This window comes from Paenibacillus sp. MY03 (assembly GCF_002165585.1).
Classification (GTDB): domain Bacteria; phylum Bacillota; class Bacilli; order Paenibacillales; family Paenibacillaceae; genus Pristimantibacillus; species Pristimantibacillus agaridevorans.
Map to the genome: position 1 here is coordinate 365,547 of NZ_MXQD01000001.1, position 24,169 is coordinate 389,715.

Genomic DNA, 24,169 nt, shown 5'->3' on the forward strand with positions numbered 1-24,169 from the left:
TCGATGTGGTCTCAGATCAGATTGCTGCAAAAATTGATTATTGTTCTAATCGTGTTTCTAATCGTTCCCGTGCTCGTGGCAGGCATTAGTTTGTTCTCCATTACGCTGCCGCTTGCGCAGCGCGAAACGAGGGACATGCTAGGTAAAGTAGTGGATCAATTGCACGAGAACGTACAATATCGGGTGACGGGTTATCAGAACATGCTGATGCAGATGGCCGTGGATCCGAGACTCTCGGCTACCCTGACGCAGACGTATTCGGAGCTGCAGGACGAAGTGCTTGCCTTGCAGCAGATTAACGCTTCGATCAGCCGCGTCCGCTCCTATTTTCCCATCAAAACGATTCGTTTCTACAAAAGCAACCCGACGCTGCGCGAGGATGGCGGCACCGTTTTTGACTTGAAGAGGGCGGAGAGCCTACCCTGGACTGCGGCGATGTCCGAATCCCGTCAGCCCTTCTACTGGTACTTTGATGCGGACAATCCCCAACCGGCCTTTCATATCGGCAAGTGGCTTGTCGATTACATGAGTAACGATGATTACGGCATTATCGATTATGAAGTGACAACACAGGCTTTGTTCGAAAATCTCGCCAATCCCCTGGAATTTGAGGATAGCTGGATCGTCATCGCGGATCAAAACGGCAGGGCGCTAATTGACTATAGAGGGCTTAAAACGGGAGATTCCATAACCGATTTGACGTATTTAAACGATTCTTACAGCAGTAAATCCGGCTCCTATATCGAGCGCATTGACGGCAAAAACCATCTGATCGTCTATCAAACGACATCGCTTGGATGGAAAATCATAACGATTGTCAGCCAGGAGGCGTTATGGGAGAGACTGCAGCTCGTCAGGCAAGCCGCGATAGCCGCAAGCATCCTGTTCGTTGTGTTGACGCTCGTTGTTTTGATCAGCTTCGGAAAACGAATAACGAACCGTCTTAATGTGCTGATTCGCAGCATGCGCAAAGTAAGGGAAGGAACGCTTGGCCTGACGGTCAGAATCAATGGCAAGGATGAATTGGGCGATGTCGAGGAGACGTTTAACCAGATGTCCCGGCAACTGGAAACGTCAATGCTGGAAAACGCTGCGGCCAGAAGCGCCGCCGAGACGGAGAAGCTGCGGCTTTTGCAAGCGCAGATCAATCCCCATTTTTTGTATAATACGTTAGCTCTGGTTAAAAGCATGGCCATGGATGTCGGATCGGCGGAGATCAGCGGAACGGTGGACGCGCTTGCCAAGTTTTTCCGGCTGGCGCTTAATCAGGGACGCGATGTGCTCCTGCTTCGCGAGGAACTGGAGCATATCCAGGCTTACCTCGACATTCATGAATGGCGTTATCCGGGCAAGGTTACGGTACGTTACGATATTGACGAGGCGACGCTCCCCTGCGAGATCGTAAAAATTACATTGCAGCCCATTGTAGAAAATGCACTGATGCACGCCTTTACTCATCGTGGGGGCAGAGGGGAAATAACGATATCCGCAAAACTTGCGGAGCGTTTCCTGTTTATTCGCATCGAAGACGACGGCAAGGGGATGAACGAGGCTCAGCTCCAGGATTTGATGAACCCGCCGATGCAAGAGAGCGGAGGCGGATTCGGGTTGTACAACGTCCGGGAGCGGCTCACTCGCTTCTACGGTGCCGGCTTCGAAATGACGGTCGCAAGCGTGCCTGAACAAGAAACGGTCGTAAGTTTGAAAATACCGCAGCCGAACATTCAACCAGAGGGGGCGACGACATGATCAAGGTGTTAGTTGTGGACGACGAGATTCGCCAACGGCAATCGATTATCAAACATGTGGGATGGCAGGAGCTGAGGATGAACGTCATTGGCGAAGCGGAGGACGCGGATCAGGCGCTGAAGCAATTCGAAGCGCCGGATGTGCTCATCACCGATATTCGGCTGATGGGCAGCAGCGGTCTGGAGCTGGCGGCGGACATGAGGCGCAGAAATCCGAAGCTGAAGGTGGTCATGGTGACCGGCTACGAACAGTTCGAATATGCGAAGACGGCGCTCGATATCGGTGTCGAGGCCTTCCTCGTCAAGCCGATCGATTTTGCGCGGCTGGAGCAGGTGCTGCTTCAAATTGCCGACGGGCTGGAACAGGAGCGGCAGTTGCAGGCGAAGCTGCAAGGGTACGCATACAAGGAGCGCGCAAGCTTCTTGGACGATTTGTTGCACGGCTTGCTGAACGAGGTCGAGGACCATACGCTGGAAAGGCAAGCGATGCAGTATGGTTTGTTTGCGGATGCAGCCCCCCGCGCGGTCATCGTTGCGGTTTGCTCCGAGGAGGATGCGGAGTGGGCGAAGGTAATGGGCGATTGCGCACAAATGGCATTTGACGGACAGGTGGAAGCTCATGTGACGACTGCAAGGCAGCAAATGGCTTTTATCGTGCGCGCAGGGACGAGGGACGTATGGTTCGGGAACGCCTTGGAGCGGTTTGCGGAGTCGCTGATGGAAGCCGGAGTGCCAGGCATTGCCATCGGCATCGGCGGGGACGCCGCTTCGCCGTCCGAACTGGCAAACAGCTACCGCCACGCGGTAAGCGCTGTTAATCAGCGAAAGCTCGGGGTAAAGGGGCCGCTGTATAACTGGGAGCAGCTGATCGGCGATCGCAAGCGCAGCCATGCCCAAGGCATCGTCCAGCGCGCGATCGACTACATGAACGACAACTACATGAACAATCTCAGTCTGCGGTCAGTAGCCGACGCCGTTTATTTGAGCCCCAACTATCTGGGCGCGCTGCTGCGCTCGGAGCTCGGCACCTCCTTTACCGATCAACTGGTCGCAATAAGAGTTGCCCGCGCCAAGGAATTGCTGCTCGCTCCCGATTTAAAGCTGTACGAGGTGGCGGAGCGGGTCGGTTATCAAAATTTCGGCCATTTCTCCAATCTGTTCAAACGCATGACCGGCTTTACGCCCAAAGACTACCGGCAGTTTCAAAGTATGCCGGGCAACGAATAACGGCTATCACGCCATGGAATCGCCAAACTCTAACCGCCGACCTCATAAACTATTGCACCGTCACCCTCTTCAAAAGGGTATCTCAACCGCCAACCTCCCCAAAAGGGCATCTCAACCGCTTGAGCGTTTCTATCTAGCGATTGGGATGTCGTTTGCGGAGGCGGCGGTTTTTTTACGTCGCATTGTACTCGGTTTTTCGTACACATTAGCCCTCCACCCCCACTGACGTCGCATTGTACTCGGTTTTTCATACACACTTGTCCCCGTGCCCCGTCAACGTAGCATTGTACTCGTTTTTTCATACACATTTGTCCCCGTTGCGGAGTTACTTTTGGAGCTGCAACCCGAAAAATCTGGTTGCAGGGCGGCGTTCTCCAGCCAACGTCGCATATTACTCGGATTTTTCCCGCTATACGAGTCCGTTCGTCCCCCGCTCGGCAGGACGGAGCTGCCATACTTTCTCCATATTTCTCGCAACGAAACGCGCTGCGCCGCCAAAGGACGACGCATCCGTTTCGCCTTGATTTTAGAAAAGTAACTTCGTGCGAAAGCAGCACTTATCGTGCCAATCGATTATTGAGAGCGTTTACGTTTGTTGACTATACTTATTTCAGGTTCATGAATCAACTTTCGCATCAAGGAGGAAAACATGTGGTGAAATGGTCTTGGATAAGGTGGAAAGCGCTGCTGCCACTTTACTTCTTCCTTATTCCCGGAATCGTGCTGGTTATTTTGTTCAATTACATTCCGCTGCTGGGCTTGCAGATCGCCTTTAAGGATTACGGCTTCAGAGAAGGCGTCTGGGGCAGTCCCTGGGTGGGGTTGCAGAACTTTAAGGAATTTGCGGCGAGCGCCGATTTCTGGCGGGCGACCGGCAATACATTTCTGCTCACGGGGCTGAGATTGGCGCTGGTTTTTCCAACAACGATACTTTTCGCGCTGCTTATTAACGAGATTCGATCCTTTGCCTTCAAGCGGTTTGTCCAAACGATGAGCTATTTGCCGCATTTCATTTCCTGGATTGTCGTTATCGGGTTTCTGGATGCCTTTCTGTCGCTGGACAGCGGCGGGGCCAATTCGATGCTCAGAAGCCTCGGCTTGCAGCCGGTTCCCTTTATGGGCTCCGAGGCATGGTTCAGGCCGATATTTCTGCTGAGCGGGATGTGGAAAGAGCTGGGCTGGGGTACGATCCTGTATCTGGCAGCGATTGCCGGCATCAATCCGGCATTGTACGAAGCCGCTTCGATGGATGGAGCAGGCCGTTGGCGCCAGATGTGGAGCATTACGCTGCCATGCATTTTGCCGATTATTTCCATCGTTTTTATTTTGCAGATCCCGAGTCTGCTCAGCGCAGGCATCGACCAGATTTATCCGATGATTAATCCGGCCAACATCGGAGTGGCCGAGGTAATCGATACGTACATTTTGCGGCTGGGTATCGGCCAGGCCCAATATTCGATGACAACCGCTATCGGGCTCGTTACTAGCGTCATGGCTACCGCCTTGCTGCTGGGCAGCAACTATTTGTCGAAACGGGCGGGAGGAGAAGGCATATGGTAGAAGGACGCCGAGGGCTTGGCCAGACGTTTAGCAATCGTACATTTACAGTCGTGAACACGCTTTGCATGCTGCTCTTTTCGTTCCTGTGCGCTTATCCCATGTGGTACATTCTGGTGTTGTCGTTCAACGAGGGACAAGATGCCTTGATGGGCGGGATTTATTGGTGGCCGCGCGAATTTACGTTGGGCAACTATATCGTGGTGCTGTCCAACAGCATTATCGCGGGCGCCTTCTGGATCAGCGTGCTGCGGACGGTCATCGGCACGGTCGGCTCTTTGTTGGTCACCTCCATGGTCGCTTATGCGCTGTCGCGCTCGGAGCTGCCGGGCCGCAGGCCGATTACGCTCTTTTTTCTGCTCATCATGCTGTTTAGCGGGGGACTTATCCCTTTCTATATCCAATTGATCCAATTAAATCTGATCAACACGTTTTGGGTTTACATTTTTCCGAGCCTGTTTAGCGTATGGAACATGCTTGTCATGCGCACGTCGTTTCGAAGCAACATCCCGGAATCGGTCGTGGAGTCGATGAAAATTGACGGTGCAGGTTATGTGCGGATTTATTTTACGCTAATATTGCCGTATTCGATGCCGCTGCTGGCCGCCCTGGGATTGTTTACGGCAGTTGGCCACTGGAATGACTGGTTTACCGGCGCGTTCTACGTCCAGGACATCAACTTGCAGCCGCTGCCTACCTATTTGCAGCGCGTGATGAGCTCGGTGGAGGCGTCCAATATGATCAGCGCCAGCCAGATAAATGCAGCCCGCGAGGCAAGCATGTACAATCCGGCTGCCGTAACGACCAAGTCGGTCCGCATGTCGACGATTATGCTGACGACGCTGCCCATCTTGCTCGTGTACCCGTTTTTGCAGCGTTATTTTGTCAAAGGCGTATTGATCGGTTCGGTAAAAGAGTAGGCGCAATACGCGCTGCAAGCAAGACAAGCGCCAATGGTATAGCCGGATAGCCGGGGAGCCACTATGATAATGATGCAGGGCCCGCAGCATTGTCGCGCTAGGTTTGCTCCGGATGATGCCGATTATATAAAGAAGATTACGTAAAGGGGACGCACACATGAGAAAACGCGCACAACAATATTTGCTTAAAAGCATTGTGTTTGGCCTTGTCATCTCGCTTATGGCCGCATGTACTTCCAACAACAATAATCCCGCAACGGGCAATGCCACCGCCGAGCCCAAGGGACAGGAAAGCAGCGCGCCGGCCGTCAAAGAAAAGTATACGCTTTATCATCCGCACCAAACGACGCCGATTGACCTTAACGGCCCCGTTACTAAAGAAGTATTGGCAAAGATGGGCATCGAATTCGAGAAAATCGAGATTGGCAACGGCAGCGATATTGCCCAGCAAGTCAACTTGAAGCTGGTCGGCGGAAGTTTCCCGAATGCCATTATTTTGAGTCCCGAGAGCCCGATCTGGTCCAGACTGATTGACGAAGACCGATTGCTGCCGCTCGACGATTATTTCAATCAGCCTGACGAATATCCGAATCTGGCGAAAATCGACAAACGCATTATCGACAACTGGCGCGCGACCGATGGCCATATTTATTTTGTACCGATGGGCTACGAGCCGAAACCGGAGGAGCCTTCGGCATGGCAGGGCAACGCGCAGGGCTTGTGGATTCAGAGCGGTCTGGCGGAGAAGGCGGGTCTTGCCGTGGACAGCCTTGGCACAATAGAAGGCTTTGAGGCGTACCTGACCGCCGTAAAGCAATTGAAGGATTCGCAAGGCCGCGATCTGATTCCGTTGTCGCTCGGCGGAGAAAACTTTGCCGGCCTGGAATATGTCATGTCGATGTTCGGCGTGGCGGCATGGAACGAGGCCGGTGACGGCACGCAAGTGCCCGACTATCGAACGGAAGGCTTCAAACGCGGCTTTCAATGGCTGAACAAGATGCATCTGCAAGGATTGCTAGATCCGGAAACGGCGTTCCACAAACGTGATCTGTTCCTGGAAAAAACGAATTCCTTGCGTTTCAGCGCCATGATCTCCAACGGCTGGGATAGCCCGAACGCAACGATTTTGGCCAACAATAACTTGCCATCTTCCATTACTTACAGCGAGCTGGAGAAGCAAGGTTTCCCGGAAGGCTGGTTCGTGCCGGTCAAGCTGCCGACCGTCGACAATATCAAGCCCGCCCAATACGCCAACTTTAATCCATTTGGCGGTCTGGGAACCGGCGTCGGCAAAGACACCAAAAATCCGGACGCTCTGATGAAGGGGCTGGATTGGCTGCAAACGCCGGAGGCATTTATTTTGATGGAATACGGCCTGGAATCGATGGGTGCTTACAAGATGGAGGACGGCGTCGTTGTCGTTAATCAGGATGTGTTCCAGGGACCGGAATTCTGGGGCGGCGAAGGCATGACCAACGTGACGGAAAAAGGTTTTTTCTGGTGGAAGCAACTGGGCAGTACGCTTAGCACGCATATTCCGACTCTCGAAGCTCCGTGGATCGCCACCAACGCCATGCTGTACAAGGCGGAGCAAATCAATCAGGAGCAAGGGACATTCGGCTTGTTGCCGGCGACTTTCCGTACAAAAGCGTTGGTCGGCGGGATGGTTGAGAAGTATACCCCGGTTCAAACCGACATTCGCCTGCAATATTATGCCAAGCTGCTGCTGGCCAAGTCGGAGGCGGAATTCGAGCAAGTGTACAATCAATTCCTGAGCGAGATGAAGGGGCGCGGCCACGACGAAGAAACGATCGCCGAGTTTAACGAGCAATACGCGGCTTACATGGCGACGCCTGCCGGCCAGGTGAAAATTGAGGTAACGCGATCGATGCCGCGCAACGTATTTAGCGACAAAGCGGAGGCAGTGGGCCGCTAATTCAACATTATTAGGAGCGAAAACGATGAACGAAGCCAACAATCGCGTCAATATTATCAATTTTGTCCGGGGCGTCGAGCCTCGCTTGCCAATCGATTTGCTTGATACGCTAAAGCGGGAAATTGCGCTGGTTAATCAATACGATCTGCCGGCAACCTGGCTTATTCAATATGATGCCTTGATCGATCCGCAGTTTACGGACGTATTGAAGGAGTTGGATGACCGGCACGAAATCGGCATTTGGTTTGAAGTCGTGCAGCCGCTGACCGATCGGGCCGGCCTGGCCTGGCGTGGCCGTTATCCGTGGGATTGGCATGCGAATGTCGGGTTTTCGATCGGGTATACGCCGGATGAGCGCGTACTGTTGGCGGACTTGTTCATGGAGGAGTTCCATCGGCAATTCGGCTATTATCCTCGGTCAGCGGGCTCCTGGTTTATGGACGCGCATCTGCTTGGCCATTTGTCCGACCGATATGGCATCGTCGCCTCCTGCAACTGCAAGGACCAATGGGGCACCGACGGTTACACGCTCTGGGGCGGTTACTACAACCAGGCGTATTACCCCAGCCGCCTAAACGGATTTATGCCAGCCCAGACGGCAGAGGGGCAAATTCCCGTGCCCGTGTTCCGCATGCTCGGCAGCGATCCTATCTACCAATATGACGCTGCCGATTACGGCTATGGTCAATCCGTCATTACGCTCGAGCCTGTCTATACGGGAGCCGAGGGAGGAGGAGGCAATCCGGAGTGGGTGCGTTGGTTTTTCGACACCAGCTTTGGCGTGCCGCAGCTTTCCTTCGGCTACACGCAGATCGGCCAGGAGAATTCATTCGGTTGGGAGCGTATATCGTCCGGCTTGATCGACCAGATCGCTTTGCTCGCAGACTGGCAGCGCGAAGACCGGGTACGGGTAGAAACGTTGGCGGAGTCGGGGGCGTGGTTCAAGGAAACGTATCCGGTTACGCCGGCTTCGTCGATTATCGCGCTCAAGGACTGGCGAAATTCTGGCAAGCAGTCGCTCTGGTATTGCAGTCGGTTCTACCGGGTCAATCTGCTAAAGGATGGGGCGAAATTTTGTTTGCGCGACGTCCATCTGTTCGACGAAAACTACGAGGAGCGTTATCTGCGGGATGTGTGCGAGACCGAGGAATGTTGGTACGATACGTTGCCGGTCATGGACGCCGGCAGATGGACGGACGGGCAAGTCCGGCCCGGCATTGTGCCGGTCGTGCGGAGTGAAAACGGACAGTGGGAGTCGATGGAGGCGGTCCGTCTTGAGCGCGTCGAGGTCGACGGCGATGGCGACCGATTGGCGCTGGCGCTGATCCTCGCGGACGGAACGGAGATGGCGATTGCCATGGAGGAACGGTCGATTGCGATTCGGTCGGACTTCCCGGACTGGGGCCTGCAGCTGGTTTGGGGCAACGCCACGGCCGAGATCCGTTACTCGGCTGATCGGATCAAGTATATGTACGAAGGCATGTCCTACGGCGTGGACGTACAAGGGGCTATGTTGATCGACGATCCGTTGGAGACGAAGAGTCACAAGTTCGCATCAGCTGGGGACGACTCAATGAAGACGCAGGATAGCGCGGTAGCAATAGCTGCAGACGATGTCCATGCGACTTCCGGCTCTTTGTTTATCCTCGCGCAAGGCAATAACGTTTCATTACGTTTTTAGGCGTTAGATCGTTGATTTCAGTTTATTGACCCGGCCGAGGGAATTCTGACGGCCACGAGCGCCTTAGATATGTTTTTTCCGTCATCCCGATTCTAACGGTCAAATCAGAGCCTTATCGTGTCAAAAGTGGCGAAATTCCGTCCGTTTGGTGATGCAAGCGTCTCTCATGGCCGTTAGATATCGGAGGATAAAGGTTTTTCAACAACCACTTGAAAGGGAGCTGTTACATTTATGACCCGTTATTCCAAGCTGCGCAAGCTTGTTGCCGCAACAGCGGCATCGGCCATGTTTGTGTCGATGATGCCCTACGGCTTTGCCAACGGACAGACATCCCAAGACTCAGGCGGCACGAACCCGCCGACCCAACCTTTTCATATCGGAATATTTAATCCTCCGGCTCCCATCCATACGAATCAGGCGACATACGAGGATATTGCAGGCATGAACGTCAACTTTATCGTAGGCGGCAACAGCAATCATTATTACGACGTTAATCACAACGCGCTGGATTTGGCGGAGGCGAACGGCCTGCAGATTTTGGTATCCGATGCGCGCTTTGCCTGGGACGAACCAACCGTCGAACAGAACGAGGGAGAAGACAGCGTTGCGGTCAGCCAGTCGCAATCGTGGGGCCAAACCTTCTACGCTCCGAATCGGGGCTCGGATTGGGGACTCAATTATGCTACGCTCGATATCGACCAGTCGACGTGGCCAGCCAATACGAACTTGACGTTGACCTTGTACGACAGCCCTGCCAAAGGAACGACGATTGCATCGGCCTCGCTTGTTACGCCGGCTACTCCCGTCGCCGAACCTACGGTATTTTGGCTGCTGACGCGCGTGCAGATGGGGACGCAATATTATATGGAGCTAACGAGCGACAATCCGGTAAGCGCTTCACTTCGGCTTAGCGACTTGAATCCGTATGCGGATGGCGATGCCTACGGCAACGGTGTATTGGAGACGGGCAGCGATCTGGCATTTAAGGTGCTGTTTTCCGAATCCGCTTTCAAAAACGGAGGCCAGCCGTCGCTCGAAACGCTGCAGCAAATCGTGGATGACTATGGCGATCATCCCGCTCTGATGGGCTACAACCTGTATGACGAGCCGAGCTCCATATTGTTGCCGCAGCTCGGCAACATGGTCAGGACGTTGCGCGGACTGGACACCGACGCCATGTCCCTGGTCAACCTTTGGCCTAGCGACGCGGACGTCAGCTTGACCGGCATGGAGTTGAATCGCGACGGTTCGGTTCTAAGCACCTCCACACCGGTAGGACAGACCTTTACAACCAAAGCATACGAAGATGAAATTAGAACCGTGCAATGGGCGATTCCTTACGACCAATGGGGACCGGGGGAAGCTGTCACCTTGACGCTGTACGATTCTGTGAGCAAAGGTCAGCAGTTGGCGCAGGCTACGCTTGGCGCGCCTACGTCGCAAACGCTGCATCAGACCTTCGAGCTTAACGCGGAGGTTCAACCTAACACTTCCTATTATATGGAGCTGACGCACAACGGCGGTCATGACAATTTCTTTGGCGTATGGCGATCCGCACCGGGCGTGGAATGGTATGCCGGCGGTCAAGCCTATGCTGGCGGCAATGCCTTGACATCCGATTTCTGGCATGCCTTTAATCTGGACGTCGAACCTTTTTCCTATGAGGATTACGTCTACCGCTGGGTTAGAGCCGATCCCGATGTCATGCTGCACGATTATTATCCGTATTATTCCGACGGCACCGTATCGGACGAGTATTATAACAATTTGGAGATTGTAAGGCGACAATCCTTGGCCGGCGAAATTGATTTCTGGACGTTTGTGCAATCCGTCGGCATTGGCAATTGGCTGAGATCGCCAAGCAAAGATGATCTTCGCCACAACATCTATACGAATCTGGCTTACGGTTCAAAAGGATTGATTTATTTTACGTATTGGCATCCGGTTTACGACGGCTTTAACGGCTCCATTATCGATCCCAATGGCAATCGCAATCCATCCTACTATTGGGCGCAGGAGCTGAATGCGGAAGTGCTTGGGCTGGGGGATACGCTGAACAGGCTGCAGTCGCTGGCGGTGTATCATACGGGCGCGGCTCCGGCGAAGACGAATGCGTTGCCGGGAGAGTTTTTCTGGCAGCCGGCGGATGCGCAGCAGCCATGGATTATTTCCTACTTCCGGGACGAGAACGATCGCAAGTATGTAATGGTCGTCAACCGCAACGAAAAAGGAAGCCAATCCGGCACCTTTACATTGTCGACTGTCCCTGGGAAGGTGACGGAGGTATCGAAGGCCAGCGGAGTGGAGGTTGGAGCGGACTATAACTACTTAACCGGCGTACTGCGCGCTGGCGACTTCCTGCCAGGCGAGGGCAAATTGTTTGCGATCGACCAAATACCCGACGATTACGCTCCTGTAGCGCTCAATCAAACAATAAACGTGCTGCAAAACCATGCTGCCGTCGGCATGTTGCAAGCGACAGATCATGAAAATGGTTCGCTTACGTATTCCATTGTTTCTAATGGACAGAAAGGAACCGTTACGATCGTCGACGCAGCTACCGGCGCGTTTACCTACACGCCAGGCACGGCGGCAACGGGTTCGGATACGTTTACATTCCGGGCGAACGACGGCAATCTGGATTCCAACATTGCAACAGTAACGATTCTTGTTACGCCGGAGCTGGCTGTAACGGTTGCTCCGGGCACGGCGACGGGCACCACCCGGATATCGGCAAACGTAGCTAGCGGGCATACGCTTGCCGTATCGCTTGAAGACGAAGCCGTTCCCGTTCCGTCTGTTGGGGGGAATGTAGAGCAAGAAACAGCCAATGCCGTGACATCCACGGCTGGCATCGAAATTGGCGCGGCGACTGCCGGCAAACATATCGCGGCCTATGAGCTGGATCCCCTTGGACGAGTGGTGAAGTTCGCTTCCTTCGAGCTGTCGGCCAGCCATATCAAGCAAGGCGGCGGAAGCGAATACGTATATATTCCTGTTAACGGCGGCGGTTCGGGACAAAACGATCCAAAGGAAACAGACCCTTCCAAGGAGACAGATCCGTCGGAGGAACCGGGTAATACGGATTCGGAGAAGTCGAATCCCTCCACGGGCGGTCAGCGCGACTTCCATGACGTCGACCAGCACTGGGCTTATCGAGCTATTGTTTCGGCTCGGGAGAACGGAATTATTGATGGTTATACGGATGGGTCCTTTAGACCGGATCGGCAAGTGACCCGGGCGGAGTTTGTTGTCATGCTGCAGCGGACGACGAAGAGCAAAGGAAAAGAAGCGAGCGGAACCTTTGCCGATCTGGATAAGGCTGGCGAGTGGGCTCGTTCCGCATTGCTGCAGGCGGTAGAGGCCGGCTGGATTACCGGTTATGCGGACGGTACCTTGCGTCCCAATGATCTTGTCAGTCGTGCAGAAGTTGCGGTCATTGTGGCGCGGGCTCTGGCTCTGGAGCTTGTGCCGACCGAGCGGACTGGCTTTGCCGACGACGAACTTATTCCGGCCTGGAGCAAAGAGGCCGTCGAAGCGGCAAGGGAGCGCGGTTTGCTGCTAGGGCAAACGAACAACGCATTTCATCCGCTTTCCCCACTGTCTCGCGCAGAGGCGGTAACGCTGCTGGTTCGTTTGATGAATAACGCACCATAACCGGTATTGAAATAACAAACAATCATTCCCCGCCGTAAACGTCAAACAGCCCTCATCTTACAAGGTGGGGGCTGTTTGACGCTTCCCCGGAGAGCGGTCGAGACGTTCCGTCTTGCAAGATTTAGTAGCGCAACCCGGATCGAATCCTGTAAGATAGTGTCAGATAATCGTATATTCGGGGAAGGGGTACCAGGCTTTGAATTCTTTACTTACGAGAATGGTCTTGTTTTTCTCATGCCTTATCTTTGCGGCGGTTGCCGTGCTTGGCTTTACTATCTATCGCTCATCCATGAATCTGGTCGAGAATTCGCTCGGCGCGCAGGCGCAACTCGTGGCGGAGAGCGCGGCGAAAACGATCGATCCTGCCAGTTACGCGGCATTAACGCCGGAAGACGGGGAGAGCGATTATTATTGGGAGCTGAGGGAGTCGCTTAATAAGCTCAGAGAGGCGAACGGACTTAAATATCTGTATACGCTTGCGAAAGGCGAGGAAAACGGGGGAAACTACTACTATTATATGGTGGATGGCGCGCCGGCGGATGCAGCAGAAGATGACTTCTCTCCGATCGGAACCAGGGAAGAAAATGATTATCCCGGCATGATCGCTGCTTTCGAGTCCGGCGAGTCCATAATCGGTGATTTGTCCGACGACGAGTATGGCGCAACGATTACCGCTTATGTGCCTCTCTTGGATAATAGCGGCAACCTGATCGGGGTCGTCGGCGCCGATTTTGACGCGACGAAGGTGTTCGAGCTAATGTCGGCCAACACCCGGACGACGATTTACGTCGCCGTGGCCATCGTAGTTGCGGGCATTCTGCTGGTCATTGCGCTCGCGAGCTATCTGACACGCCCGCTCAAGCGGCTGACTTCGTCAGTCGCGAAGGTGAGAGAAGGCGATATGACCGTCGACATCAAGGTAACGCGCAAGGACGAGGTCGGCGTTTTGGCTCAGACCTTTCAGCAGCTTGTCGCAAGTACGCGGACATCCATCCGCAATATGCGAGACAGCTCGCATCGGTTGCTGACGGCTTCGGAGGATGTGTCGCGGCATGCCAAGTCGACAAGCGAAGCGAGCAAGGGGATCGCGGCAAGCATCGGCGATGCCTCGAGCGGCGCTCAGACGCAGGTAAGCCGAGCGTCCGACATGACAAGAGCGGTAGAGGGCGTCGCTCGCAGCATGTCGCGGATAACGGAGTCGGCGTCGATCGTCACCGACGCGGCGCAGGAGACGAAGCTGCATTCCGACCGGGGGCGCATACTTATCGGGTCCGCGCTGACGGAGATGAACGCGATCGGCACGGCAGCGGACCGGATGTTCGAGTCCATGAAACGGCTTGAAACCCGTTCGATCGAAATCGGCGAAATTACTTCCGTTATGGCGGATATAGCCTCGCAGACGAATCTGCTCGCGCTTAATGCAGCGATCGAAGCCGCTCATGCCGGCGAACAGGGCAGGGGCTTCGCTGTCGTCGCGGAGCAGGTGCGCAAGCTGGCTGCGCAGTCCCAGACCTTCGCCGTTCAGATCGGGGAGCTGATCGCTTCTACGCAGGAAGAGACGATGAGGCTTGCCGCAGAGATGGAGGGCAATACGGACAAGGTTCGTTCCGGCCTCGATATCGTGCAAGAAGCCGGCCAAGCGTTTTACGCGATCGCGGATGGGCTGGAGTTGGTCAACCAGCAGCTGCAGGAGGTATCCGTGGCATCGCAGGAAGTAACCGCCGAGTCAGAGGAAGTAGCGGCTTCCGTCGAGGAGATGGAACGAATTTCGCGCCATGCGGCCATTCACTTCCAGGGCATCGCCGCAAGCTCCGGCGAGCAGATCGCCTCGATGGACGAGGTGGCGTCATCGGCTGAGATGCTGCGCCATATCTCCACCGAGCTGGATTCTTTGAACAAGAGATTTACCGTCTAGGGCGTGTCTGAATACTCCGAGGGAAGCAGATTTTGCCGAATTTTCGTTCCATGCAAGGAACTTTTGTGAAGGCATACCGGGGGTACGTCAAGCAAAAGTGACGAAGCAGGGGGCGGAAAGGCGGTGAAAGATGCCCCAGAGCGGGTTTTCAGACACGCCCTAGCTGAGGCGCAAGGCGCAGGGTGACCGTATGCTTATAGAGGTTGTTCAAAAAGTTCAACCTTCTAGGTACTGAAAATCGAACTTTTTGAACTCGCGCTTATGTATGCGGTCACTACTTTTTTGCATAATTCGGTGTAAAGGTATAGGAATACGGTGGACTTAAGGTTATAATCGAAATTAGTGGAGAACGTTTCTCACAGGTCCGGCGCGGAGGCGGAGTACTCTGCCAGCGGATCAATAACGATTAAGGGAGTTTGAATCATGGCAAAAACGTTAATCTTCGGACACAAAAATCCGGACACGGACACGATTACTTCGGCAATAGCCTATGCAGAGCTTAAGAGCAAGCTTGGCGCGGACGTTGAAGCAACACGCCTTGGCGAAGTCAACGGCGAGACGCAATACGCGCTCAACTATTTCGGCATCGAGGCTCCTCGCCTGGTCGAAAACGTAGCTGACGAAGCCAAGGACGTTATTCTGGTTGACCATAACGAGCGCCAACAAAGCGCCAACGATATCGACAAAGTACGCGTCGTGGAAGTGATCGACCATCACCGTATCGCCAACTTCGAGACGGCGGGTCCTCTGTACTTCCGCGCTGAGCCGGTTGGCTGCACGGCGACGATCCTGAACAAGCTGTACAAGGAGAACGGCGTCGAGATCCGCAAGGAAATCGCGGGCCTTATGCTTTCTGCAATCATCTCCGACTCCCTGCTGTTCAAATCCCCGACTTGCACGGAGCAAGACGTTGCGGCGGCTCGCGAGCTGGCGGCAATCGCGGGCGTAGACGCTGATGCTTACGGCCTGGACATGCTCAAAGCCGGCGCTGACCTGAGCGACAAAACGATCGAGCAGCTGATCTCCATCGACGCCAAGGAATTTTCCATGGGCAGCTACAAGGTAGAGATCGCGCAAGTGAACGCGGTTGACACGAACGACGTGCTGAGCCGCCAGGCGGAGCTGGAAGAAGCGCTTAACGGCATTATCGCTTCCAAAGGGCTGGATCTGTTCCTGCTCGTCGTAACCGATATTCTCAACAACGATTCTATCGGTCTTGCGCTGGGCTCCAAGGCTAGCAGCGTAGAGAAGGCGTTCAACGTGTCGCTGAGCGACAACAAAGCGCTGCTTAAGGGCGTCGTGTCCCGCAAATCCCAGATCGTTCCTCCGCTGACGGAGACGCTGAGCGCGGAGTAATCGAAAAATAGTTAGTTATAAGACCCCCTAGAAGAGTAGAAGGGGGACGGGCAGTCCGGGTCTTCGGAAGGAGGCATCGGGCTGCCCTTTGCTATTGGCGACGTGAATCTATAACGATAGAAGGAGTTGATGGCCCATGTTTACTGTGACATCCTACACGGTGGAGAAATTAAAGGACCCGTTTAACATATTGCCCGGCGAACGGTATGAGTTTGTGCTGGAGCTGGAAGTGGAGGAAGATGACGAGCTTTATCATGACGAAGGGGTATCGCTTCGGGTTGTTTATATGAAGGATAATAACGAAGAACGCGTCGTCAAATATGAATTTCAGAAAACCACAACAGGCGGATACATCAATATGGAATTGGAAGAGGAAGAATTGGCACTGGTGAGATCCTTATGCCATAAGGAACTGTTTGGACCGACAGCGGAATAAACGGTATCGCAAAAGAAAAACGCAAACCGCTCAAACGTCAAAATCCTGAATTTTGACGTTTGAGCGGTTTTTCCTTGCCGCAATACAAACATCTTAACATATCAGTTGAAATCCTAACATCGCTATATTGTTGGTAAACGAATAGCAGCGGTACACTTTCTACAAGCGGACTAATACGTCCGGCAATCGTTCAAGTTGTCCGCTAACGGAGAATTAACAGACGAATGAAAGGAGAGTGTGTTCGGGTTGCGAACAAGATTTGCTGTGGTTATGCCGGTGTTCATCGCGTTGTTTATGTGGTTAACGGTTGCGCATGCCGAAGGGGACGGAAATACGTTGGTTACGCTTACCGGAGAAAGCTCTGCTGTTAAAGTGGGGGAATCCTTTACCGTCGAGATCAAGGCGAAGGATGTTAGCGATTTGTACGGGATTGAATTTCAACTGGCGTATGATCGCGCCAAGTTCGAAATGAAAGGGTTTTCTATGTCGGAGGATTATGAGTTCTTCGGAGGCGGGAACGAATGGTTCGGCCAGTCCGGCATTAACTATTACCCGTTGATTCGAAAAGATATTCGTGATACAGAACGCAAGCCAAGCGTTACGCTAGCTTCATTCGAATTCGTGTCCAAACAAGCGGGAACCGGGGAGATACGGCTGGTCAGTGCGGCAGCCGTCAGCTCCGAACAGGTCTTCAACGAATTCGGGTACAAGGACATGACGGAGATTCCCCTAACGGTGGAAGGGAGCATAACTCTGAGCATTACGGAGCCGACGACCGGTTCCGCCGTTAATCCGGGGCCCTTCGGGAAGGTACTGGACAAGCCGTATCTGACCCAATGGCAGACGCAGCCTTATTCAGTCGATTCCGCGCAGCAGTTGATCAAGTTGCTGTCGGATCGCCAGGTTGTCATTGCCGAATCTGCCGCAGCCGAATTGCCGTCCGTAATAGACAATCTTGCCGACTGGCTGCTTACGATATCGGCGGAGCAATGGAAGGACGCGGCTAAGCTGCCCGAGCTTGTGCGGGAACGGCTCGAAACGGTTCGGGAGCTTCGCCAGGAGGCGCAACGCCACCGGCTGGCAATCGCTCCGCATAATGATTTGCTTATTGATGCCGTTGTATTGGGGGAAACCGTGAAGTTCACCGAACCGTTCATTAAGCTAATGGACGATTACAATATCGGAATCCGCTTTCAACTGACCGACTTCAGCGAAGAAAGCGCAGACAAGCTTGGTCTGTACGCTCTTGACGAGAAGACGGGACGATGGCGTTATATGGCGAACGCAAAAAAAGACAGTACGAAAAACAGGTTCCGTCTGGAAACTGTTGCCTATCGTCAATACGCCATTTTGCGATACGACATGCCGTATCGGGACATCGGCCATGTCAATAAACAGACGCGCCAAGCGATTGAACGATTAAGTCGCCTCCAACTGCTGGAAGGCAAAAGCGAATCCAGATTCGCACCCGACGACGTCATGACGAGGGCGCAATTCGCCAAAATGATTACGCTTGTGTTCGGGCTGCAGCGGGAGCCGTATTCGGACAGTTTCGCCGACGTCCATGCCGGTCAGTGGCATGCCGACTATGTGGCAGCGGCGCACAAGGCGGGAATTATTCAGGGTTACAATGGGCGATTCGCTCCGGATGAAGCGGTTAGCAGAGAGCAGATGGCAGTCATGATGATGAGAGCTTATGCCATATCGGGGATGGTGCCGGAGTTCGAAGAGAAGTCGTTCAAGGACGAAGATCGGATTGCGGACTGGGCCAGGTCGGCCGTACACCAGGCCAAGGCGCTTGGATTGATTGACGATGCGGATAGCGTCCTTTTCCGGCCTTCCGCTAAACTTACACGCTCCGAGGCGGCGGTTATTTTCGCCAATATGCTGGATATTCTCGATCGAGCGGCAGAGAAAGGGGAAGACGCAGCGTGACAAAAAGAAACTGGAGCAGGCGATTCATGGCGGCAATGGCTGCGTTGATGGTGCTGTGGCCGTTTGCCAACAGCGATTTAACGGCGAGTGCCGATCCGGTATCGGACGATCTTGTGTTTGGAATCTACGACTTGCCTAATTCAAGCTTTGAAGAAAGCGAGCCGGACGGAAGCGCCAGCGAATGGACCCTTCTGCAGCCATTGACTGCCGGTGTGTCGGCTTCCGTAAGCGATGGGAGGAGCTACAACGGAAGCCGGAGTCTCCGATTGACGGACGGTTCCACGACGGAGACGGTTGCTGTCGGCAGCGTGCCGATTCAGGTTAAGCCGCTCGAGACTTACACAGCGAACGGCATGTTATATATCGAGTCGGGACGATCCAGCTTTTATATGCGTTTTTTTGATGCTAGGGGCAACGGCGTCGGCGATATTGTCGACCACAAGCAGACGGGCCTTGGCGCCTGGCAACAGGTGAAAGCTTCGGGGCAAGCACCTGCAAATGCAGCGTATGTCCGTATCTTCGCCTCGATATCTCCTCTGTGGATGGCGGAGTCTTATTACGACGATTTCAGCATAACAGGCAGGTTTGCACAGGAGCAGGCTATACCGGGTGTTCTTGCGATTGAAGCGGATCCCGTCCTGCAGTCTGAGGAGACGTTGACAGTATCGCTTGGCGTACGTTATGCCGCGCAGCTGCAGACTGTCAACGCCATTGTTAGCTACGATTCGAGCCGGTTCGAGGTCGTGGGCGTGAATTTCACCGCCCCCTTCGACACGGGCGCAAGCTCATTTGATACGTCTACACCGGGTCAGCTCGTCGTCCATGCGTCGGCAGACACGGGCAATGCGGTCAATGGAGACGGCGGCGTAGCGGAAATCCGTTTCAAAGCCGTTCGTCAGGGGAGAGGAGAACTGACATTGTCCGAAAGCTCCACGCTTGGCAAAAGCGATGCCGGTCAAACCGGACGTATCTATACGCTGCCAAGCGATCAGACGATCAGGATTGAGGTTATCGGCGATCCGGCGGATGTCAATCGGGACGATCGAATCGATCAGACAGACCTGATGATGACGGCGAAACGGGCAGGGGCCGCCTTGACGGATCAAACGCGGCATCTTGATGTAAACGGAGACGGCGTCATCGACAGAGCGGATATGGAAATCATTGCGTACAAATGGATGGACGAGGACGAAGCGGCTGCAGGCGCAACCTGGCAAGCCGAGGAAGATGTTGTCCCTGTGGCGGCATCGGCGACCGCCATCGCGGATCTCCGTTTCGGAGAGCCGGAAAGCTTGGGCTCGCCCGTGCAGAATGTGGCCACACTGGATGCCGCATACGGCTATGAAAACGGGATTGCGGTTATGTATACGACCGTTTCGGGCGATCCGGCCGTATTCAACGTGGTGGATTTGCACAATAATGCTCTACTGAAGTCTTTTCCATTAAACGGAAGCGTCAATGCCTGGTCACATGCCGTGGACCAGAGCGGCAACGTCTATATTGCGGCCACATCCAAGCTGTTCCGCTACTCGCCGTCTACCGGGCAGTTGACGGATCTCGGCGTAGCCATTGCCAGCGAATCGCTTATTTACGATATTGAGATCGACGAGGGAGGACGCGTATACGGGGGGACATCGCCTAGCGGCAAGGTGTTCCGGTACGATCCTGCAACCTCGCAGTTTACCGATTACGGCTCCATGGTGCCGGGCAATCAGATCGCGCGGTCCATCGCCTACTATAACGGCAAAGTGTACGCCGGAATTGGGCCGAACGGCGCCATTATCGAACTGAATCCCGCCACGGGAGCCAAAGAGGAGCTTGCCTTGCCCGTTTTGGAAGGTGTAGCCGAATATCCGTTTGTGTACGGCCTCGATGCAAGAGGAGATTATTTGTTTGCTTATTTGTACGGGAACGGCATTGACAGTCTGATTATATACGACTTGATAAACGGACAATGGCTGAATGATGTCTATACCGGCGTCAAAGGGCTGCATATGTCAGCTGTTTACGACGGGAAAACGTATTTTGTCCGGGACGGCATGCTTGCGTCCTTCGATCTGACGACCGGAACCGTCCAGACTACCGGAATATCCTATTCCGTCGGCTTGCGCCATACAGGATGGGTGAGTTTTCCGGGAGATCCGCCGGCGGACGGTTCAACGCTTGTCTCCATTCAATACAATGGAACGGTTGCCAAGCTGAATCCGCAATCGGGACGCTCCGGCCAACTTCCGGTTGTCGTACAGGGAGAACCGATCGAAATTCATTCGCTGGAGAAAGGTCCTGACGGAGCGCTTTATATGGGCGCGTTCATGTCCTCTACCGGGGTGCGCTACGATCCGGCGACAGCCTCGTCGTTTTCCTTCCCGATGGGGCAGGCGGAAAGCATGGGCGTACTCGGCAACCGCGTTTATTTCGGCGTTTATCCGGGGGCCTACGTCCATGAATGGGATACAACCAAGCCGCTTCAGACGGAGGCGTCGCAGCCGGATCAGAATCCTCGCTTGACCTTTCATATCGGGAATGAGCAAGATCGTCCTTATGTGATGGAATCTTACGGGACCAAGCTGTTTGTCGGAACGATTCCGGATTACGGCAAGCTTGGCGGCGCGCTAGTGGTCCATGACACGTTATCCTTGCAGACCGAGGTGTATCGCCATGTGGTCAATAATCAAAGCATTGTAGGCCTCGCCTATCGCGACGGCAAAATTTACGGCTCCAGTTCGATTCATGGCGGCCAGGGCAGCACGCCTACCGAGAATGCGGCCAAAATGTTTGTTTGGGATGTCGAAGCCGGGGTCAAAATTTCCGAATTCGAGCCGGACATTCCGGGCGCTTTGAAAGCCCCCATCATGATAAGCGGCCTTACCTTTGGGCCGGACGGTTTATTGTGGGCGGCTGCAGACGGCATTATTTTTGCGCTTGATCCGGATACGCTGGAAGTGGCGAAAAGCAAAGTCATTTATCCGGGCGTGACCGATTACGGGAAATGGCGGCCCATTCATATGCGCTGGGGAAATGACGGCCTGCTTTATACCGATCTGCACGGCCAATTGACCATAGTGGATGCCGCCACGATGGAGCATCGTTCTTTGCCGGTGATTACGCCATTATTCGAGCTGGGCGATGACGGCAATATTTATTACGCGGAAGCCGCCGAGCTCAAAAAAATTCAGATTGCCAGAGCGAATGCCCCTGTACATCCAGGTACTTTGAGCCTGGAAGGGGATTCGGGGCTTGTGACGGGCCGGCAGGCGTCAATGACGCTGCTGACCGATCAGGCGAATGCGCTGTACGCGCTTAAGGCGACGATTCATTACGATCCGGCTGTGTTTCATGTGGACGAGGTGGCTGCCGGCAGCTTGTTCAGCGACGGCGAACTGTTCTATCGGGAGACGGTGCCCGGACGCATTGAGCTGGTGTTAACGCTGACAGGGACGAGGAGCATCCGTTCGGACGGGGAAGCTGCGATCCTTTATTTGACGGCGCTGAACGGCGATCCAAGCGCATCCGTTCGACTTGACGGCCGCAGTCTGCTGCTTGCGGACGATGCGCATATTACGGGCGGATTCTTCCCTGTCGGACAGGACAGGGTATGGGCGGCAGGCGTCTACGAGCCCGAAGACGCGAATCGGGACGGTCTGTTAAATGATGCGGATATTTCGGATGTGGCGCAGCATGCCGGCATGGCCGTCGACGCGGCAACGGCGCGGTACGATCTGAACGGAGACGGCCGGATAGACGTAAAAGATATTGCGTTGGCCGCATACAGAATACGAGGAACGACTTGACTTTAATCATGCAACTCCGAATCCGTACGAACACGGATTCGGAGTTTTTTTTAACCACAACATCTTAACATTTCACATCAAATACAAACATCGCCTCATTGTTGGATTTTGAGTGCAAACGGTATCATTTAGCTATATTGAGAGATTAAAGACAGGTGGTGCGGAGAGGTATGCGTTTTATGGTTAAAAACCGGGCTTTGTATGTAATGCTGCTGCCGGGTTTGCTGTATTTTTTGGTGTTCAAGTATGTCCCTCTATTGGGGAGCGTCATCGCGTTTCAGGATTTTAATATTTTCCGCGGGTTTATGAACAGCGACTGGGTAGGGCTCAAATGGTTCATTCAATTTTTTTCGTATCCAAACTTGCAAAGGTTGATAGAGAATACGTTGGTGATCAGTTTCTACCAAATCATATTTTCGTTTCCAGCGCCGATTCTTCTGGCCGTTCTGCTGAATGAATTACGCAATATCGTCTTCAAGCGGGTTGTGCAAACGGTTGTTTATTTGCCTCACTTTCTGTCATGGACGATCGTATTCGGCTTTGTGTACATGCTGCTGTCCGTCCGCACCGGAATCGTCAATCAAGCGATCGAGAGCTTCGGAGGAACGGCTGTCAACTTCCTGCAAAAGGCGGAGTACTTCCGCACAGTCATCATCGCGACCGGCATGTGGAAGGAGATGGGATGGAGCGCGATTATTTTTCTGGCCGCGATTGCGGGCATCAGCCCGGGGCTGTACGAAGCGGCCAAAATGGATGGCGCAGGAAGATTCAAACAATTTCTCCACATTACGTTGCCCGGCATGCTGCCCGCGATCATGATTTTGCTGCTGCTGAAAATCGGTCATATTATGGATTTGGGTTTTGAGCAAATTTATTTGTTTATTAATCCGATGACCATGAGCGTAGGAGATGTCCTCGATACTTACTCCTACCGCATCGGAATTCTTGGCGGCAAATATAGTCTTGCAACCGCCATCGGATTGTTCAAGTCCGTCATTGGCTTCCTGCTTCTGGTCGTAGCGAACAGGGTGAGCAAATCGACGACGGGCGAAGGGTTATATTAGGGAGGATATTGGCATGAAAATTAAAAAAACGTTGGCGGAAAGAGCGTTTGATACGGGAAATATCATCTTTATGCTGCTGACTTGTCTCTTGGTCGCCATTCCCATTCTGCATGTCGCGGCGGGATCCTTCAGCGATACAAACGCTCTGATCCATTCGAAAGTCGGGCTGTGGCCCGTCGGGTTCAATCTTGATAACTATCAGCTTGTATTTGAAAGCAAGCCGTTTTGGCGGTCTTTTGCGATCACGCTGCTTATTGTCGTCATCGGGACCAGCCTCAACCTGTTTCTGACGGTGCTAACCGCGTATCCGATGTCCAAGTCCTATTTGAAGGGAAAAAAGCTGTTTATCCTGTTTATTATCGTAACGATGATTTTTCAGGCGCCGATGATCCCCACCTATCTGCTGGTCAAAAATCTGGACTTGCTTAATTCCATATGGGGACTTATTATTCCGGGCGCGCTAAGCGCGTTTAATCTCATATTGTGCATCACCTTTTTCCGCTCGTTGCCCGAGGAGTTGTTCGAGGCCGCAAGGGTCGACGGAATGTCGGAATACAGAATGGTGTGGACGATCGCCCTGCCGCTGTCCATGCCGATCGTTATTACGCTGCTGCTTTTTTATGCGGTCGGCCACTGGAACAATTATTATTCGGCGCTTCTTTACATTACGGACACAAGCTTGAGGCCGCTGCAACTGTACTTGTACTTCCTGATGGCCCAATTCGACACCAGCGATCTGCATACGGGCGCAAGCAGTCTGGTCAGCATGGACGTATCGCCGCAAGGGTTGCAGATGGCAACCATCATCGTTGCCACTCTGCCGATCGTTTTGGTGTATCCCTTCGTGCAGAAGCATTTCATTAAAGGCGCCATGCTCGGCTCCTTGAAAGAGTAAGATTCATTTGATGTCCACGGCTTAAGCCTGACATAATAAAATGGAGTTATT

Annotated in this window: 14 protein-coding genes; all 14 read left to right on the plus strand. The window is 53.7% G+C overall.

What is annotated here, in order from left to right; genetic code table 11:
- Positions 1-3: 3 nt before the first annotated feature.
- The 14 genes from B1748_RS01155 (at position 4) to B1748_RS01220 (ending at position 24,118) form a co-directional block, all read left to right on the plus strand.
- Positions 4-1,749, plus strand: a complete 1,746-nt coding sequence (locus B1748_RS01155; RefSeq protein ID WP_087566023.1) for a sensor histidine kinase — start codon at positions 4-6, stop codon at positions 1,747-1,749.
- Positions 1,746-2,975: a response regulator gene (locus B1748_RS01160; protein ID WP_087566024.1), complete on the plus strand. Its 1,230-nt coding sequence runs from the start codon at positions 1,746-1,748 to the stop codon at positions 2,973-2,975. The genes B1748_RS01155 and B1748_RS01160 overlap by 4 nt, the downstream gene beginning before the upstream one ends.
- Before the next feature lie 651 nt (positions 2,976-3,626).
- Positions 3,627-4,535, plus strand: a complete 909-nt coding sequence (locus B1748_RS01165; protein ID WP_256975464.1) for an ABC transporter permease — start codon at positions 3,627-3,629, stop codon at positions 4,533-4,535.
- Complete coding sequence (locus tag B1748_RS01170; protein WP_087566026.1) at positions 4,529-5,452, plus strand: carbohydrate ABC transporter permease; 924 nt, start codon at positions 4,529-4,531, stop codon at positions 5,450-5,452. The genes B1748_RS01165 and B1748_RS01170 overlap by 7 nt, the downstream gene beginning before the upstream one ends.
- A gap of 157 nt (positions 5,453-5,609) precedes the next feature.
- Complete coding sequence (locus B1748_RS01175) at positions 5,610-7,388, plus strand: type 2 periplasmic-binding domain-containing protein (protein ID WP_087566027.1); 1,779 nt, start codon at positions 5,610-5,612, stop codon at positions 7,386-7,388.
- Positions 7,389-7,413: 25 nt separating this feature from the next.
- Complete coding sequence (locus tag B1748_RS01180) at positions 7,414-9,069, plus strand: hypothetical protein (RefSeq protein ID WP_087566028.1); 1,656 nt, start codon at positions 7,414-7,416, stop codon at positions 9,067-9,069.
- A 231-nt stretch (positions 9,070-9,300) separates the two neighbouring features.
- On the plus strand, positions 9,301-12,726 hold the full coding sequence (locus B1748_RS01185) for an S-layer homology domain-containing protein (RefSeq protein WP_087566029.1): 3,426 nt from the start codon (positions 9,301-9,303) through the stop codon (positions 12,724-12,726).
- A gap of 196 nt (positions 12,727-12,922) precedes the next feature.
- Positions 12,923-14,641: a methyl-accepting chemotaxis protein gene (locus tag B1748_RS01190; protein ID WP_087566030.1), complete on the plus strand. Its 1,719-nt coding sequence runs from the start codon at positions 12,923-12,925 to the stop codon at positions 14,639-14,641.
- Positions 14,642-15,064: 423 nt separating this feature from the next.
- Positions 15,065-15,997 (plus strand): manganese-dependent inorganic pyrophosphatase, encoded by a 933-nt coding sequence (locus B1748_RS01195; protein ID WP_087566031.1) that lies wholly within the window; start codon positions 15,065-15,067, stop codon positions 15,995-15,997.
- Between the two features lie 136 nt (positions 15,998-16,133).
- Complete coding sequence (locus B1748_RS01200; protein ID WP_087566032.1) at positions 16,134-16,433, plus strand: DUF6509 family protein; 300 nt, start codon at positions 16,134-16,136, stop codon at positions 16,431-16,433.
- 246 nt (positions 16,434-16,679) lie between these two features.
- Entirely contained in the window at positions 16,680-18,368 is a 1,689-nt protein-coding gene (locus tag B1748_RS01205; protein ID WP_087566033.1) for an S-layer homology domain-containing protein, read from the plus strand.
- Positions 18,365-22,159 carry a cohesin domain-containing protein gene (locus B1748_RS01210; protein ID WP_143810212.1) on the plus strand — a complete coding sequence of 1,265 codons (3,795 nt, stop codon included), beginning with the start codon at positions 18,365-18,367 and terminating at the stop codon, positions 22,157-22,159. Before B1748_RS01205 ends, B1748_RS01210 begins: the two co-directional genes overlap by 4 nt.
- Before the next feature lie 179 nt (positions 22,160-22,338).
- Entirely contained in the window at positions 22,339-23,223 is an 885-nt protein-coding gene (locus B1748_RS01215; RefSeq protein ID WP_256975465.1) for an ABC transporter permease, read from the plus strand.
- 13 nt (positions 23,224-23,236) lie between these two features.
- Positions 23,237-24,118 (plus strand): carbohydrate ABC transporter permease, encoded by an 882-nt coding sequence (locus B1748_RS01220; RefSeq protein ID WP_087566035.1) that lies wholly within the window; start codon positions 23,237-23,239, stop codon positions 24,116-24,118.
- The last annotated feature ends 51 nt before the right edge of the window (positions 24,119-24,169 follow it).

What these genes read in the sequence shown, in the direction of transcription:
- B1748_RS01155 (WP_087566023.1), top strand. Translation starts at nt 4, where the DNA reads ATGTGGTCTCAGATCAGATTGCTGCAAAAATTGATTATTGTTCTAATC.
- B1748_RS01160 (WP_087566024.1), top strand. Translation starts at nt 1,746, where the DNA reads ATGATCAAGGTGTTAGTTGTGGACGACGAGATTCGCCAACGGCAATCG.
- B1748_RS01170 (WP_087566026.1), top strand. Translation starts at nt 4,529, where the DNA reads ATGGTAGAAGGACGCCGAGGGCTTGGCCAGACGTTTAGCAATCGTACA.
- B1748_RS01175 (WP_087566027.1), top strand. Translation starts at nt 5,610, where the DNA reads ATGAGAAAACGCGCACAACAATATTTGCTTAAAAGCATTGTGTTTGGC.
- B1748_RS01180 (WP_087566028.1), top strand. Translation starts at nt 7,414, where the DNA reads ATGAACGAAGCCAACAATCGCGTCAATATTATCAATTTTGTCCGGGGC.
- B1748_RS01185 (WP_087566029.1), top strand. Translation starts at nt 9,301, where the DNA reads ATGACCCGTTATTCCAAGCTGCGCAAGCTTGTTGCCGCAACAGCGGCA.
- B1748_RS01195 (WP_087566031.1), top strand. Translation starts at nt 15,065, where the DNA reads ATGGCAAAAACGTTAATCTTCGGACACAAAAATCCGGACACGGACACG.
- B1748_RS01200 (WP_087566032.1), top strand. Translation starts at nt 16,134, where the DNA reads ATGTTTACTGTGACATCCTACACGGTGGAGAAATTAAAGGACCCGTTT.
- B1748_RS01215 (WP_256975465.1), top strand. Translation starts at nt 22,339, where the DNA reads ATGGTTAAAAACCGGGCTTTGTATGTAATGCTGCTGCCGGGTTTGCTG.
- B1748_RS01220 (WP_087566035.1), top strand. Translation starts at nt 23,237, where the DNA reads ATGAAAATTAAAAAAACGTTGGCGGAAAGAGCGTTTGATACGGGAAAT.